Annotated in this window: 13 protein-coding genes; 7 read left to right on the top strand and 6 right to left on the bottom strand. The window is 61.0% G+C overall.

What is annotated here, in order from left to right:
- Window positions 1–3 precede the first annotated feature (3 nt).
- Complete coding sequence (locus CAK95_RS20810; RefSeq protein ID WP_086089651.1) at window positions 4–1446, top strand: hypothetical protein; 1443 nt, start codon at window positions 4–6, stop codon at window positions 1444–1446.
- 74 nt (window positions 1447–1520) lie between these two features.
- Window positions 1521–3182 carry a hypothetical protein gene (locus CAK95_RS20805; protein WP_086089650.1) on the top strand — a complete coding sequence of 554 codons (1662 nt, stop codon included), beginning with the start codon at window positions 1521–1523 and terminating at the stop codon, window positions 3180–3182.
- 29 nt (window positions 3183–3211) lie between these two features.
- Here the strand turns inward: CAK95_RS20805 and CAK95_RS20800 are convergent, their stop codons facing one another.
- On the bottom strand, window positions 3212–4519 hold the full coding sequence (locus CAK95_RS20800; RefSeq protein ID WP_086089649.1) for a COG3904 family protein: 1308 nt from the start codon (window positions 4517–4519) through the stop codon (window positions 3212–3214).
- Window positions 4520–4754: 235 nt separating this feature from the next.
- Between CAK95_RS20800 and yidD the strand changes: the two genes are divergently transcribed.
- Entirely contained in the window at window positions 4755–5102 is a 348-nt protein-coding gene (yidD, locus tag CAK95_RS20795; protein WP_086089648.1) for a membrane protein insertion efficiency factor YidD, read from the top strand.
- Here yidD and CAK95_RS20790 read toward each other — a convergent pair.
- Window positions 5057–5974 (bottom strand): protein-methionine-sulfoxide reductase heme-binding subunit MsrQ, encoded by a 918-nt coding sequence (locus CAK95_RS20790; RefSeq protein WP_086089647.1) that lies wholly within the window; start codon window positions 5972–5974, stop codon window positions 5057–5059. The genes yidD and CAK95_RS20790 overlap by 46 nt on opposite strands.
- Window positions 5975–6044: 70 nt before the next feature.
- The gene (locus tag CAK95_RS20785) at window positions 6045–8174 is read right to left on the bottom strand and encodes a hybrid sensor histidine kinase/response regulator (protein ID WP_086089646.1); all 2130 of its coding nucleotides are present in this window, start codon (window positions 8172–8174) and stop codon (window positions 6045–6047) included.
- Window positions 8175–8794: 620 nt separating this feature from the next.
- On the opposite strand from CAK95_RS20785, the gene thrS reads away from it, so the two are divergent.
- Window positions 8795–10768, top strand: coding sequence for a threonine--tRNA ligase (gene thrS / locus CAK95_RS20780; protein WP_086091557.1), 1974 nt, complete (start codon window positions 8795–8797; stop codon window positions 10766–10768).
- A 6-nt stretch (window positions 10769–10774) separates the two neighbouring features.
- On the opposite strand, the gene CAK95_RS20775 is transcribed toward thrS, so the two are convergent.
- Window positions 10775–11788 carry a hypothetical protein gene (locus CAK95_RS20775; RefSeq protein ID WP_245303481.1) on the bottom strand — a complete coding sequence of 338 codons (1014 nt, stop codon included), beginning with the start codon at window positions 11786–11788 and terminating at the stop codon, window positions 10775–10777.
- A 138-nt stretch (window positions 11789–11926) separates the two neighbouring features.
- Here CAK95_RS20775 and CAK95_RS20770 point away from each other — a divergent pair, with 138 nt between their 5' ends.
- The 3 genes from CAK95_RS20770 to CAK95_RS20760 all read left to right on the top strand — a co-directional run bounded on the left by CAK95_RS20770 (window position 11927) and on the right by CAK95_RS20760 (window position 14310).
- On the top strand, window positions 11927–12496 hold the full coding sequence (locus CAK95_RS20770) for a nitroreductase family protein (RefSeq protein ID WP_086089644.1): 570 nt from the start codon (window positions 11927–11929) through the stop codon (window positions 12494–12496).
- 9 nt (window positions 12497–12505) lie between these two features.
- Window positions 12506–13114: a flavin reductase family protein gene (locus CAK95_RS20765; RefSeq protein ID WP_086089643.1), complete on the top strand. Its 609-nt coding sequence runs from the start codon at window positions 12506–12508 to the stop codon at window positions 13112–13114.
- A 197-nt stretch (window positions 13115–13311) separates the two neighbouring features.
- Window positions 13312–14310, top strand: a complete 999-nt coding sequence (locus tag CAK95_RS20760) for a patatin-like phospholipase family protein (protein ID WP_086089642.1) — start codon at window positions 13312–13314, stop codon at window positions 14308–14310.
- Between the two features lie 28 nt (window positions 14311–14338).
- Here the strand turns inward: CAK95_RS20760 and CAK95_RS20755 are convergent, their stop codons facing one another.
- Complete coding sequence (locus tag CAK95_RS20755) at window positions 14339–14770, bottom strand: CBS domain-containing protein (protein WP_086089641.1); 432 nt, start codon at window positions 14768–14770, stop codon at window positions 14339–14341.
- A gap of 190 nt (window positions 14771–14960) precedes the next feature.
- Entirely contained in the window at window positions 14961–15716 is a 756-nt protein-coding gene (locus tag CAK95_RS20750) for a rhomboid family intramembrane serine protease (protein WP_086089640.1), read from the bottom strand.
- Window positions 15717–15966 lie beyond the last annotated feature (250 nt).

Below are 15966 nucleotides of genomic sequence, written 5' to 3'. Positions count from 1 at the left end.
GGATTGCTGTTGTACGTCCTTTATGCCGGTGGCTTGGCTCTCGCCTTTCGATGGCTTGAAGGGCCACCAATCCTTTTCGACGACGCCTATTTCCTGCTGGTGAGCTATTCGTGGCTTAACGGACTTGGCTTCGACAATGTCTGGGTCAATCCGATCTCCTCGGCCATTTTCAACTGGCACGGCTTCCTGCAGCCCATGCTGGTCGGCTGGCTTTCGCCATGCGGAACGCTGGATTGTCTGAATATCGCGGTGATCGCCATCGGCGGCGTCTTCCTTGCCGCATGGTATCCGCTCGTGAACACCGTGACGTCCAGCCGCGTATTGCGCTGGATGCTCTATGTGATTGCCGTTGCCTGTATTCTTCAGTACTCGGCACGCCCCGAATTGCTGGCCGCGATGGGATTGGTTGCGATCACCGCACTCTTTTACTTTCTGCCCAACGAGCGGGCCGCCTTACGCGGCCTTGCCGCCGGCGTGCTTGTTGGACTTGTCACAGTGACGAGCCCGGTCGCCGGTGTCCTCACCGGCATCGGCGTCTCCGCCGCAACGATTTATGTCCGGCGGAGCGACACGGGTTATACCGGCTTCGCTCTGGAGGGCCTTGTGTGTCTGGTATCGGCGCTCGTGACGATCGCTGTGATGCTGACCGCCGTCTATCCGTACGCGGCGCAAGACTGGCTGGAGGGAATTCGCATGCACAGCGCCAAAACAGCGGCGCGCGAAGACACCTCCGGATTTCTGAAGGCCTATGTGGCGGCAAGACTGATCCCGTTCCAGGCCGTGATGTTTATGGTTCTGGCCGGCATTGCCGGTTATGCGCTAATGCAGATATGGCGCGCCGGAAGCCGGATTTTCTCTGCGCTGTTCATCCTGATCTGCTTCGCCGCGGCGTATTTACTGTATTATACCGCAATCCGTATTCCGCTGACCGCCTACAATCTCACGGTTCTGGTTCCGGCAATCGCACTCATCGCGGTCATGATCGTCAGCGCAACCGGAGCCCATACACGTTATGCCAAGATCGCATTGATAGCGCCGCTTGCGCTATTCGCTGCCGCTTGTTGTCTTGGCCAGGCTGTTTGGGCCATGCAGACAGTCACGTTCATTCGCGATCAACACAGGCTTGCACAAGGCATCACCCAATCGGTGGATCGGTACATGGCTGCCAACCGCCGGATCGCAATGGATCCGCCGCTCATGGCTGGCGTCGATGACGTCAGAAAACTGAAAGACATCACCATTCTGTTCTTTGGCCAGCCGCACAAGGAGAATGACAATCCTCCGAATGTTGACGTGCTGTATCGTTCACAGAGAGAGTTTGGAGCTCCGCCGGCAGAAATCCCCGGCTTCAAGCTGGTTGAGAACAACTATGATCAATCGGTCTTCGCGCGGTTATTGCGACCGAAGGGGACCTACTATGCGATTTACGAGGCTGTAGCGCGCTAGCTGATCCGCTCGATCAACGAGGCTTGTCCAGCCACCATTTGCAGTTCGAAAGTGAAGCAATGAGTACAGCGAGGATGGATCACACTGGATCGCGCATCTTGGCGGCCTTCCTGCTTATTCTTTTCATTGCCGCCGTCTATGCTGGTGTCTGGTTCATGTTTCCGCACCTGACCGCCGGCGCCGGCGGCAATGACGCTCTCTTTCTCGCTGATGGTGCCCGACGCATCGCTGCGGGTCAGCTTCCTCATATCGATTTCTCTCTTCCGACCGGCGCACTGCCCTATTTCTCGTATTTCCTGTCTGAAAAGCTTTTTCCACAAATTCCGGCCTATATCGGCTCTCATCTTTTCGGCTTTCTTCTGCTTTCACCGCTCCTCGCCGCCGCCTGCGCACAGATTCCAAACCGGATCGCAGGCGCAGCGCTCGTTGCTGCTGTGGCCATCGCCACCCTGCTGCCGTTCAACACGAACGTAAACGAAATGTGCGGCAATGCCTTTTATGCAAGCTACAACCGTTTCGGAGCAGCGTTCACGCTCGTCTCTCTTGCGTGGTTTTTCCGCGCTTCCTCGACAAGGGTCTGGCTCAATACAGTCATCATTGCCGCCCTGCTGCTGATCGCGATCTTCAGTAAATTCGTTTATCTCGGTGTCATCCTCGGACCGCTGATCGTCTACAGCCTGTTCGATGCCCGCTGGCGCAAGGCGGCCCTGATCAGCATCGCGATCACGGCGCTGATATTGATCGTGGTTCAGCTCTCCACCGGTATCCTCGGTGGTTACCTGGCCGATATTCGGGCCATGGCGGCGGTGAACCGGGGACGCGTACTCTATTTCCTGGCTTCCTTCGTCTACAAATCATTCTTCGAATTGCTGCTGCTCGGCGGCCTCATCCTTGCCCTCTTGCTCGAGCGCTGGACATTGGCCACGCGTGCCACGGGCAACTGGTTCGCGCGTCTGTCGATCATCCGCCAGCCGGTCGCCATGGCGGCGGCAATCGGCGCGATCATCGTTGCGGAAAGCCAGTCGACCAATGGCCACGAAATGGTTGGAGCGCTCGGGTTGCTGTTTGCGCCGGGGCTTTTTGGCAAGCCATTCAACACGACGCGGCTGGTTTTGCTGGTCACAGCGGCGACGTTGATCGGCGGCAACCTTGCGATCGGCGCCTTCGAGAAAGGCATGTGCAACCTTGTGAACCGGCTAGGTGCACCTCAGCATGTCGCGTGGACTGATCCCTTCATGCCCCATCTCGTCGTGCCGGAGCCGATGGTGGAGACTGCGTTATCCCGCGTTGCGCTCTGGACCGAGAGCGCGGCGACGATGCGTGCGCTGGAAGACAAAGGCCACTCCTACCTCAACCCAGCAGACGCGGAGCTTTATCTGGCGCAATGGAAGACGGTCGATGACGCCATCAAGATTCTGAAAGACCGCGGGATCACCGATCTTGGCCGCGTCATGACCGTCGCCTTCGCCGATATGTTCGGCGTGGCGTTGAAAGCGCCACCACCCAAAGGGACGAAGATCGTGCTGGATCCGATTCGTACGGTCTCACCGATGACGGACGATGAAGCGAAGGCCTATCTGAGCAATGTCGATACGGTCTTCGTGCCAGCCTGCGCGCTGAACAAAACGTCTGCAACCGAACCGGCGGCATTGTGGTTCGGCGCGACATTGAAACAGCAATTCACCGAACAGCCGCTGACGCCCTGTTGGGCGATGTATCGCCGCAAGACGTCCTGAGAGACAGGCGAATTATCGACAGCCGTCGATCACTGCGCTGCCGGCTGCAACCGGGCGTGCTCGCTGCGGTCGGTCTTGGCGCAGGCGGTCAGGAACTGGGGCACATTCTGCGCCGCGCCGGTATTGCCGATCCGGATCACGGATGCCTCGTCGGTCTCGCTCGCGGTCTCGACCGTGATTGAGCGGGCCGAACCGGACGCGAAACTACGCAGCACACTCACAGGGATCACCGCACTCGCCGCCGACATACGCTCGCCGGCGGTCTCAGTCTCGCGCGACAGGCCAAGCGCCATCGGAACGATCTTGCCGGACAGCCTCAACTCGACGCTCTTGAGCGGCTTGGCTTGCGCATCGGCGCTGCCACGACGGTTCTCGGTGTACAGCACCATGACATCGCCCGCGGTGGTGCCACAGGCAAAGGTGATATCCAGCGACCCGAGGTCCTCGCCCTCGATCGTCAGCGGGTGCCGGCGCGTCAGCGTCGACGAGCCGGAACGCTCGATCATCGTCCATCCACGCGCTCGATCGCTCTCCTTCGCCGGCCTCAGCGCAATGCGCTTCAGCGGCCCGCCCGATGATGGCGAGGGGGTGATGGTCGAGGTGGTGTCAGCCGGCGCGGAGCGCGCGTCGGTCGCATCTGACGTATCGAGACTCATGCGCCGCAATTCGTCGCGGGTCAGCGAGCGCATCGGCTCCCAGGGCGGAATGCGGAGCGAGATTTCGAGCAGCTCGACGCTGCCACCCATTTCGACCGTGTATTGCGCCAGCTTGCCGATATCGCGCTGGACCAGCACGAGGTCCTCCGCCGAATAGGTCGCAGCAGCCGCATCGTCGCGCCGGTCGCCCAGCCAGATCTGGTGGACGCGGACGCGCGCCTCATTCGGCACAACACGCCGGGAACCCGCCAGCAGCACGAAGGCGCACATCGATTCACAATCGGCGCGGGCGACGAGATTGGCGGGAATGATCTTGCCGCCAGCGCCGGAATAGCCCGGCAGGTCGACGGTGCGACCGACCGTCGTGGTCAGACCGAGCTTGCGGATGGCGCGGCCGAGCGCGATCGCGCCATGCACCGAGCCGCCCTCGGAATTCAGCGCAATGGTTCCACCACGGATATTGTTCTTGCGGGCGAACTCCTCGAAATCGCGCGCCGTTTCTGCCCGGATCATGCCGGTGGCGGAAATCCAGGTTCTGCACTTGGCGCCGCAGGCGCCCGCGTCCTGACGCAGCACGAACTGCATCGGCGCCGAACGCGAAGGGTCGCTCTCCGCGACCGGCGCCGCGAAAGACACGAACAAACACCCCAGTGCGATCGCACCGAACAGGCGCCGTCTCATGCAACTCCCCGTGCTCTGGCCCGCGCCGTTTCGGCACCCGGCTTGTTCGCGCCGGTCTGCGGGACACGTCACCCACTTGTTTCAATTTTTAATATGCGCCCGAGATTCCCGTCCAGCACAGACTTTAGTGGTTTTAACCCTAAGGCTGCACACTTAGGTGGCGTGGAACTCGCTTGCTGCACTGCATTTAAGGCATTTTTCCGCATTTTTTAGTAGTGCTTTAGAAGAAGCCGTCATGGAACCGAAGGAACCTGCTCAAACGAATTGCAGAGGGTGTGTCCGCGACGCACCACGGACCATCGGGCGCGCGTTGATCAAGGCCTATCGCTACACACTCTCCCCGCTGATCGGGTTCCATTGCCGGCACCTGCCGACCTGTTCCGAATACGGCGACGAAGCGCTTGCGCGTCATGGTCTTTGGGCGGGTGGCTGGATGACGCTCGGCCGGCTGTGCCGTTGCCACCCTTATGGAACCTCGGGTCTCGATTTCGTTCCGGACAAGAAACCCGACGTTGCGCGTTGGTATCTGCCCTGGCGTTATGCGCGCTGGCGCGGCACCAACGAGACCCCGCCCGCCGGTTGACCGGCGCCGGGCGATCGCTGCTTGCGTTCCGGCTGCATGAAACTTCGAACAAGATCGATAAGGCACACCGCCAATCCCGCACCGAGCACATACCAGCCGGGGCGAATGGCAAGGTCGAAATCGAACACGGTGGACAGCACCGTCATCGGCGAGACCTTGTACCAGAGTGCGATGCCGATCGCTTCGCCGAAGAATGTCAGCAGCGCGACTCCAATCGTCATCGCGAACAGCACCAACATCGACGGCTCCCGGACGCGCCACGCAACCAGGCGATACACCATCAGCCAGCCGAACAGGCCGCAGATCGTCGCCGGCAAGGTGAAATCGGCCTTGGTCTGCTGGAAGAAATGGATCAGCGACAGGAACGCGATGACATAAGTCAGTTGATGCAATTGCCGCCATCGCAACGCCCCGAGCCGCTTCACCATGGTGTCGTTCGAGGTGATCGCCAGCGCCAGCAATCCGAGCCAGGCGATGAAGCCGATAGTGAGATAGAGCCGTTTGACGATTTCCAGTGCAACCTTGACCAGATCAAACTTCTCATCGGCGATATAGAGGCCGATATGCAGGCTCGCATAGACGAATGCGCCGACGCCGATCAGACGGCGCACATCGATCAGCCCGCTGAAGCGCCCGCTCCGCCGCAGCGGCGTGATCGCCAGCGCAATGAGCATGAACAGCAGCGCCCAATAGCCGGTGCGATGCACGAGATCGTTGAGCAGCCGCGGCGCCAATTGGCCCGACCACCAGGCCTGCAGCGCCAGCGCCACCGGAACCAGCAGCAGGGCAAGCGCTGCGATGCGCAGAGCCGAAATCCGCCCGCGCCGGTCGCGCCAAAGCTGATAGCCGTGAACCTGAACCGTCTGTGCCATAATCGCCCGCCTATCACATCGGTACGAATGAACGAAGCATCGTCATCGCGTTTGACGCGGATGTGACCGTTTAGCCCGTGGCGGCGGCGCTTCCGGTGCGGCTCATGGCGGTTTGCAATGTCTTTTTCAGCTCGGCGATATCATAAGGCTTGCGTAGTACCGGCAGACCGCGCGGCAACGGCTTGTCGAGCGCATTGAAATAGCCGGTCGTCAGCACCACCGGCAGGTCCGGATAGTCCTTGCGGATCGCATGCGCGAGTTCGACGCCGTTCATGCCGCCCGGCATCACCACGTCGGAGAAGACCAGATCGAAACGTTCGCCGTCGCGCAGCAGGTCCAGTGCGGCGAGAGCGCTGCCGACCCGTGTCACGCGATAGCCGAGTTCGTTCAGGAGCGCCGTTGCGATATCGGCGACTTCGGTATTGTCCTCGACCACGAGAACCGAACCCGCCTCCTCCGTCGCCGCATCGTCGGCCCGCACCGGCGCCGACCGCTGCGGCACTTCGCGCGAGCGCGGCAGATACAGCGTGAATGTGGTGCCGACACCGATCCGGCTCCACACGGTGACGGTGCCACCGGATTGCTTGGCAAAGCCATAGACCTGACTGAGCCCAAGGCCCGTCCCCTTGCCGACCTCCTTGGTGGTGAAGAACGGCTCGAAGATCCTTGCAATGACGTCCGGTGCGATGCCGGAGCCGGTATCGGCGACGGAGAGTGCAACGAACTCGCCCTGCAGCTTGTCATAGGCCACCTCGCCGCGCAGCGTCACCGGCCGCACGCCGATTTCGATCGTGCCGCCATTGGGCATCGCATCGCGCGCATTGACGGCGAGATTGAGCACGGCGAGTTCAAGTTCGCTCACATCCACGCGCACGGCGGTGATGGTCGATGGCACATCGATGCGGATTTCGATATCGCCGCGCAGGGACGGCGCCAAGAGCGAGCGGAATTCGCGTACGCGCTGGGCCAGATCGATCACGCTCGGCGTCAGATTCTGCCGGCGTGAAAAGGCGAGCAATTGCCGGGTCAGGGTCTCGCCGCGCTGCGCCGCGGTATCGATCATGTCCAGCTTGCGGATCAGCTTGGCGTCGTCGAGGTCGCGTCGCAGCCGGTGGACATTGCCTTTCACGATCATCAGGATGTTGTTGAAGTCGTGCGCGACGCCACCGGTCAATTGGCCGATCGCCTCCATACGCTGCGCCTGACGCAATGCGCCTTCTGCCGCAACACGGCGGCCCTGCTCCACATACAGACGCCGTGTCCGCTCGAGCGCCATGCCCATCACGCCAAGCAACACGGCGGTCGCCGGAATGCCGAACAGCACATAACCTGCCATCGATGAGAGCCATTCCGAACGGATCGCTTTGGTTTCCGTGCCCGCGAGTACGAAGACCGGCAGGTCTGACAGCTTCTGCCACGACAGACGTCTGTCGATCTGATCGACGACCGATTGTTGTTCGACGAAGCCACCGCTGGGATGGGCTCGCATGGAATCGCCAAGCGGGCTTGCGCTCCGAATGGTGACATCCTGGTTCAGAACGGGAAAGCGTGCGAGCACGGCTCCGTCCTCACGCACCATCGCCGCATATCCTCCGGGATAGGCCGATTGCAGCTTGGCGTAAAACTGTTCGAAATATTCCGGTCGCAGCGAAATCTGGACCACTCCCCTGAAGGAGCCGTCATCGCTTGGCCGGCGCCGGCTGACACTGAAGAAGTCACCGCCGGGATAAGGCTCGCGCGGCCGCAGCACGCGTCCGAAGAACAGACCGGCATCCTTGTCGATATGGGCGCGGAAATAATCGCGGTCGGAAAAATCGACATTCGGGTTGGGATAGGCAAGCGAACTCACCAGGGCCCGGCCGTCCGAACCGAAGATCCAGAGCGACTTCAGTTGCGGCAGCGACTCCACCATGGCGCGCAGCCGCTCATGCAGTTGCTTTTCGTTGGCCCGGATGTCGTCGTCCGACATGCCGCGAACGATTTCGTTGGTTTCGGCAATAGCGCGCTCGACCGTCTCGAAGACCTTGAGGCCGTGCTCATGCAGGACATTGGCCGTGCGCTCAATGCGCTGGTCTGCGACATACTGCGTGTGCCGGTAATTGGTAACGGCAAGGAACAAGAACAGGATCACCGGCAGCACCAGAGCCGCCAGCATGGCAAGGCGCAGCAGCCGGATCGCCGAGAATTGCGAATTGTCCATTAATCGTCCGGCAGTCCGAAAAAGCTCTTGAATCAACGCAAGGCCGGCCGCACCCTCTCCAGCCGATATACACAAAGCCAGAACCGGGAACGCCGGAGAGCGGGAAAGGTTCCAGCTAAATCCAGCCTCATTGTCGCCGCGACCGGTGCGCACTGACACGCCCAAAGAATGATCGTTTGGCATTGTTAGCGCGCGTGTCCCGAACGCGGTGCAGCGCGTAGCAACACGGAGCGGTGCTCCGCGGAGCCGGGACCCCTTTGGGCCATCAAACGGCATGGGTCCCGGGTCAGCAGCGCGATACTGCGCTTTGCTTCGCACTCCGCTGCGCCCGGGACACGAGGCTGATTTTCCCTCCCCCTTGTGGGAAGGATCGGCCGCTGAAGCGAAGCGAAAGCGGACGGGGTGTGGGTAATAGCCATCGATCGCGCTGCGCCCCCACCCCGATCATCCTCACTTCGTTCGAATGATCGCCCCTCCCCACAAGGGGGGGTAAAAAGAGCGCGGCGTCGCATCGATGAAAAAGACAACTCATTGCCGTCTGCGAATCTCCTGCTATATCCGCCTCATCTGAAATTGGCTTACCCGCGCTCGTTCGCGGGAGTGAGCAACAGGAGTGAATGATGGTCTCGCTGACCTTCCCCGACGGCGCACGCCGTGAATTCCCCAATGGCATTTCCGGCCTCGATATCGCCAAGGGCATCTCGCCCTCGCTGGCCAAGCGCACTGTCGCCATGGCGCTGGACGGCGTGGTGGTCGACCTTTCCGATCCGATCGAGAAAGACGCCAAAATCGAGTTCCTCAACCGCGAGGATCCGCGCGCGCTGGAACTGATCCGGCATGATGCCGCCCATGTTCTCGCCGAGGCCGTGCAGGCGCTGTGGCCGGGCACCCAGGTCACCATCGGCCCGGTGATCGAGAACGGCTTCTATTACGATTTCGCCCGCAATCAGCCGTTCACGCCGGAAGACCTCAGCGCCATCGAAAAGAAGATGCGCGAGATCATCGCCAGGGATCAGCCTTTCACCAAGGAGGTCTGGACCCGCGACCAGGCCAAAAAGGTGTTCGCCGACAAGGGCGAGAACTTCAAGGTCGAACTGATCGACGCGATCCCGGCCGACCAGGACCTGAAGATCTACAAACAGGGCGAATGGTTCGATCTGTGCCGCGGTCCGCACATGACCTCGACCGGCAAGGTCGGCAATGCCTTCAAGCTGATGAAGGTCGCGGGCGCCTATTGGCGCGGTGATTCAAACCGCGAGATGCTGTCGCGCATCTACGGTACCGCCTTCGCCAAGCAGGATGAACTCGACGATTACCTGCACCGCATGGAGGAAGCCGAGAAGCGCGACCACCGCAAGCTCGGCCGCGAGATGGATCTCTTCCACTTCCAGGAGGAAGGTCCGGGCACGGTGTTCTGGCATCCCAACGGATGGACCATGTTTCAGGAGATCGTCGCCTATATGCGGCGCCGCCTGAAGGGCGACTATCAGGAAGTGAACGCGCCGCAGCTGCTCGACAAGTCGCTGTGGGAGACGTCCGGCCACTGGGGCTGGTTCCGCGAGAACATGTTCCAAGCGACGTCTGCCGGTGACGACACCGAGGACGAGCGCGTCTACGCGATCAAGCCGATGAACTGCCCGGGCCATATCCAGATCTTCAAGCATGGCCTGCGCTCGTATCGTGAATTGCCGCTCCGCATGGCCGAGTTCGGCATCGTGCATCGCTATGAGCCGTCGGGCGCTTTGCACGGCCTGATGCGCGTGCGCGGCTTCACCCAGGACGATGCGCATGTGTTCTGCACGCAGGACCAGATGGCCGAGGAATGCCTGAAGATCAACGATCTGATCCTGTCGACCTATGCCGATTTCGGTTTCGAGGGCGAGATGACGGTGAAGCTCTCGACCCGGCCGGAAAAGCGGGTCGGCTCGGATGAGGCGTGGGATCATGCCGAAGGCATCATGCAGGATGTGCTGAAGCAGATCGAGACGCGCAATCATAACCAGAAGATCAAGACCGCGATCAATCCCGGCGAAGGCGCGTTCTACGGTCCGAAATTCGAATACGTGCTGCGCGATGCCATCGGCCGCGACTGGCAATGCGGCACGACGCAGGTGGACTTCAACCTGCCGGAGCGGTTCGACGCTTTCTACATTGGCGCCGACGGAGCCAAGACGACGCCGGTGATGATCCACCGCGCCATCTGCGGATCGATGGAGCGCTTCCTCGGCGTCGTGCTCGAACATTATGCCGGGCACCTGCCGCTCTGGCTGGCGCCGAAGGAGGCCGTGGTCTGCACCATCGTGTCGGATGCCGACGATTACGCGGCCGAAGTCGCGCGGCTTGCGACCCGCATGGGTCTGCGCGTCACCACTGATCTTCGCAACGAGAAGATCAATTACAAGGTGCGCGAGCATTCGCTCGCCAAGGTCCCTGCTCTTCTCGTCGTCGGCAAAAAGGAGGCGGCCGAGCGCACCGTGTCGATCCGCCGCCTCGGCAGCGAAGGCCAGAAGGTGATGCCGCTCGACGAGGCGCTGAAGCTGCTGGCTGAAGAGGCGACGCCGCCGGACGTGAAGCGAGCGCGGAACGCGGCTTGAATGTTTTTACTGGGCGACGACAGCGATTTCGCTGTCGACGCCGGTCACGACATTGAAGTCGTGCTGGAAGGAACGGCCCTCATTGCGGGCGATCACGCGATACTCGCCCTCGGCGAGGATCACCCGCGGGAAGGCGCCGATCGATTCCTTGATCACGTCGCCGCCCGGCGTCAGCACCGACCATTGCGTATTGGCAAGCGCTTCACCGCCGGCGGTGGTGACAAGCTTCAGCGTGATAATGGCGGCGCGATGCGTCACGGAGACATCCGTCACCTTTGCCGCCTGCACACGGATGTCGGAACGCACCACCGCGTTGCCGTCGCCATAATGCGAGACGATGTGATAGGTGCCCTCGGGCACCAGCATCACTTCGCCGGTCATCGCATTCTGCATCAGCGGGTGCTTGTCGCCGGGCTCGAACTGGCTGCCTTTGTAGATGTCGAAGTGAATCTGTCCGGCCGGAATACGGGCGTCACCAACCTTGCCCTCGATGCGGATGCCGCCGGCTGGAATATCGAACGTCTCGCGCACGGTCTCGGCGCGCAATTGCACTTTCTTCAGGGCCTGCGCGTTGCCGATACTGGCATGAATGATGTAGCTGCCGGGCGGCAGCAGCATGGTCGGTGCTGCCGTCTTGTCCTCGCGGATCAGGCGCATGGCGCCTGTATGGTCCGGACGCTCCGGATACACGCGCCAGACGATCCCGCTGGGGATTTGCGGCAGATCCTTGCCGAATCGCGCGGTGAGATAGAGAGCGACCTGCCCAGCCGGGACCGAAGGTGCAGTCAAAGCAGGCCCGGCCGGCGTTCGCTCCACCTGCGCCGGCGGCGGCAATGGCGCGACGGGAATCGGAATATTCCCCGGCGGCCGCAACACATCGGAAGGGCCTGGAGCAGCCAGACTGGCGGCCGGAGGTGCTGCGCCGGGCGCAATCGGCATCGGGCCGCCCGAACCGGTGCCGCTGGTGAAGGGCTGCGCCAAAGCCGGCACGGCTAAAAGCACCGCGATGGCAAATGCCATCCGCGCCGCTGCCCACCCGGCCGTCGCTCCGCGAACCCTCATGCGCGCGTTTTCGGCGGAAATCGCGGCGAATTCAAGCCTTCCCTGTCGAGCTGCCGTTTGTCAGTGGAAAGCGGCTGTGATAGCCGCTCAATCGCCATGACAGATGCTCTCCCCCTTCTGACCACCCGCCGCTCGGTCAAGCCGATCGAGCTGATTGGCCCTGCCCCCACCGAAGCCGAGATTGAAACGCTTCTAACCATTGCATCACGTGTTCCCGATCACGGAAAACTGGCGCCGTGGCGTTTCATTTTGTTCGAGGGCGATGCGCGCAAGCAGATCGGCGAGACACTCGCCGCAGCGTTCACGGCTGACCGGCCGGATGCGACAGCCGATCAGATCGAATTCGAGCGCAATCGTTTTACACGTGCGCCACTGGTGATCGGCGTCGTCAGCCGCGCCGCGCCGCATGCCAAGATTCCGGAATGGGAGCAGGTTCTCTCGGCCGGCGCTGCCGCCATGAATCTGTTGACTGCTGCGCACGCCATGGGCTTTGCCGGAAGCTGGATCACCGAATGGTACGCCTACGATCCGCGCATCCTGAAAGCGTTGGGTCTCGGCGACAATGAACGCATCGCCGGCTTCGTTCATGTCGGACGCCCGGCACGGCCACCGGAAGATCGGCCGCGTCCGGTTTTGTCGGAGATCGTCACCCGATACGGCGCATAGGCCGGCGTCATGTTCTATGACGCGCGCAAAAACGATCACGGCCTTCCGCACGATCCGGTCAAGGCCATCATCGCACCGCGCCCGATCGGCTGGATCACCTCGATGAGCGCCAAGGGCGAGATCAATCTCGCGCCTTATTCCTTCTTCAACGGCGTCTCGAGCCGGCCCTCTGTGGTCATGTTCTCAAGCGAGGGACGAAAAGACTCGCTGGCATTCATCATCGAAACGAAGGAATTCGTCTGCAACCTTGCGACCTGGGACCTACGGGACGCGATGAACAAGACGTCCGCGCCGATGGCGCGCGGTGTCAACGAGATGGAGCAAGCCGGGCTCGCTGCGGCGCCGTCGCGACTGGTGAAGCCGCCGCGTGTGGCCGCATCGCCCTGCGCGCTGGAATGTCAGCTTCTGCAAATCGTGCCGATCAACGACATCGAAGGCCGGCCGCTCGATTGCCATGTGGTGTTCGGGCAGGTCGTCGGCGTCCACATCGATGATAAATTCATCAAGAATGGTCTGCTCGACACCGCGGCCATGAAACCGATCGCACGGTGCGGGTACCATAATTACGCCGTGGTCGAGAGCGAATTCCGGCTGGTCCGTCCTACCAGATCACCATGACGTCGGCTCGAGTGATTCAAATTCATAAAAGGTGATCGATTCTGATCCGTGAGAGCATAATGTCGTTCGACACCCGCTTTACACTTTTTGGCGTCATGCTCTGAGCCTGCCTTTTCCTTCACCATTTTTGCGAGTTTTCGTCAAATCCCCTTGTTTCCCTCCGCCGACGCCCCAATCATCTCGATAGAGGATGAATCGTGCTCCAGGCTCTGATCCGCCGCGCAACCAATGGCGATCGCGCGGTTGAAGCGACGATCGAGAAAAAAGCCCCACCACCCAAGCCAAGCGTCGGGCTTGCATTGGGTGGTGGGGCAGCGCGTGGATTCGCCCATATCGGCGTTTTGCGCGTGCTGGCCAAACATGGGATCGAACCGGATATCGTGGTCGGCACATCCATCGGCGCCGTCGTCGGTGCGTGTTATGCACACGGAAAGCTGCCCGAATTCGAAACCTGGGCCCGTGGTCTTACGGCGCGTGGTGTGCTGAGCTATCTCGATGTCAGCCTCGGCGGTTCCGGCCTGATCGGAGGCCAACGGCTGGCCTCCCGGTTGGAAGAAACGCTCGGCGACACGCAGATCGAGGACTTACCGAAGCGGTACGCTTGTATCGCCACGGAACTCGGCACGGGTCACGAGATTTGGCTGACACATGGACGTGCGGTTGACGCCGCTCGCGCTTCCTACGCATTGCCAGGCATTTTCACACCAGTGCGGCTCGGTGGACGCTGGCTCGTCGATGGCGCGCTGGTGAACCCTGTTCCGGTTTCGGCTGCGCGGGCGCTGGGCGCTCGCCTCGTCATCGCCGTCAACCTCAACAGCGATCTCTTGGGGCGCGGCGGTACTATCGCCAGTCACGGGCCGAACGAAGAGGATGAACGCCTGTTGCACGAGATGCGCTCGCGCCCCGAAGGACTGCGGCGCATTCTCAGCCCCGAATTCCTGCTGAAGCGGCAACTCGTCGGCAGCAGGCGCAGCCCCAACATCACCAGCGTCATGGGCGATGCATTCAACATCATGCAGGATCGCGTCACGCGATCGCGCCTTGCCGGCGATCCACCGGACGTGATGATCTCACCGCGGCTCGGGAAGCTCGGCTTGTTCGAATTTCATCGTGCAAAAGAAGCGATCGAGATCGGGGCACATGCAGCCGAACGATCGATCGACGATGTTGCAGAGGCGATCGCCGCCCTCACCTGAGCGGCGACCCAATATCTGCGACGCATGATCACGCCGTCTGGATATAATCCCTCAGTGCATCCTGCTCGTGTTCGAGCTGGGCAAGCCGCATCTTCACGACGTCGCCAATGGAGATGATGCCTACAAGACGATCCTCTTCCAGCACAGGCAGATGACGGAATTTCCCGGTCGTCATCAATTCCATGATCTCCGGCATTTTGTCGGCCGGTTCGCATGTCACGACTTTTCGCGTCATGACTTCGGTCAACGGCATATCCAATGCGGCGGCGCCATGCGCTCCGAACATCCGCACGATGTCGCGCTCCGATACAATCCCGATGATCCGTCCGCCAGCGCCGGTGATCACGAGTGCGCCGATCTTGCGCTCACACAGTATTTTAATGGCATCCGCGACATTCGCAGTCGGCGCGATCGTCGCAACGTCGCTGCCCTTCTGCGAGAGGATCGTCTTCACGGTCATTTGGGTTCGCCTCCCTCTAGATCACGATGATTTCGGGTCGAAACGATCCAAAATCAACGTGATCAACCTTTATCCGTCAGAGGTGCGAGCCAGAAACGGGCTGGACCCGCGCCTGAACGACAATCGCAAGAAGCTTGGAGTGTTCCACGAGATGGCCACATTGGCTAGCGCCGGATGTGCTGCACTGCAATCAAGCTGCGTGCGATGGCGGATCGTTGCGGTACGACGGTGTTTTTACCGGGTCGAACAGACTGAACAACAACAAGCCGGCAAGAAAACCACCGACATGCGCTTGCCATGCTATCGGCTGTTCGTCACCGGTTAGAGCTATCGAACCGAGACCGAACAACAAATTCAACCCGAACCATACCGCGATGAATGCGAGAATCCGCATGTCGCGCAACGCCTCCGACAGCGGCAGAGCCGGTACGCGATACGATTCATCCGTGCCGCCGAACCGAAGCGGTCCGCCGCGTTGGAATGCAAAACGCATTGCACCGGACATCATGCCCGAAACCGTGCCGGACGCGCCCACCATCGGCACCAGCTGACCGAAATGCGTCACGAGATGCGCCAGCGCACCGGCCGCAGCCGTTACCACACAAAATGCGAGAAAGCGCAGCGGTCCGAATCGGCGCGCCACCGGCGTCCCGAATGCCAAGAACCAGATCGCGTTGAAACCAAGATGCATCCAATCCGCATGGATCAGCGCGTAGGTGACGAAAGTCCAAACGTCCGCGCCGAGACCGCCCGGCCACACGGCATTGGCAATGATATTGGCGTCGTAGCGCGCCGGGATGAACGCAAACAGAAGCAGAAATTCGACTTCGGCGGATTCCGACAGGAACAGGCGAACGACATGAACAATCAATAAAACCAAAAGTGTGCCGACCAGAACGGCAGGCACATTCAGCATCGGCTCGCGGCGGGGTGTCGGAGAAAGCATTCGGGCGGTTGTCCAAGGCGATAGGTCGCCCGTGATGGTCATATATTCAAGGGAAATCGAAGAATTGGTTGCTGATTACCAGAACAGACCGTCAAAAATGCAACGGGGAGAGCTTTTCGCTCTCCCCGTCCGCTGTCCCGACGTGACCGAGGTCACGTCCCCTTAATTGGTCTTGTCATTTCAAAGCGATGTTTCGCTTGCCGTCTGGTTCGATGACAACCGTAGCGGCGTCCTGCTCTCACTCCAAGCG

Source organism: Pseudorhodoplanes sinuspersici, from assembly GCF_002119765.1.
Classification (GTDB): Bacteria; Pseudomonadota; Alphaproteobacteria; order Rhizobiales; family Xanthobacteraceae; genus Pseudorhodoplanes; species Pseudorhodoplanes sinuspersici.
Note: the sequence above shows the minus strand (reverse complement) of the source record. Positions and strands in the feature narration are given on the sequence as shown.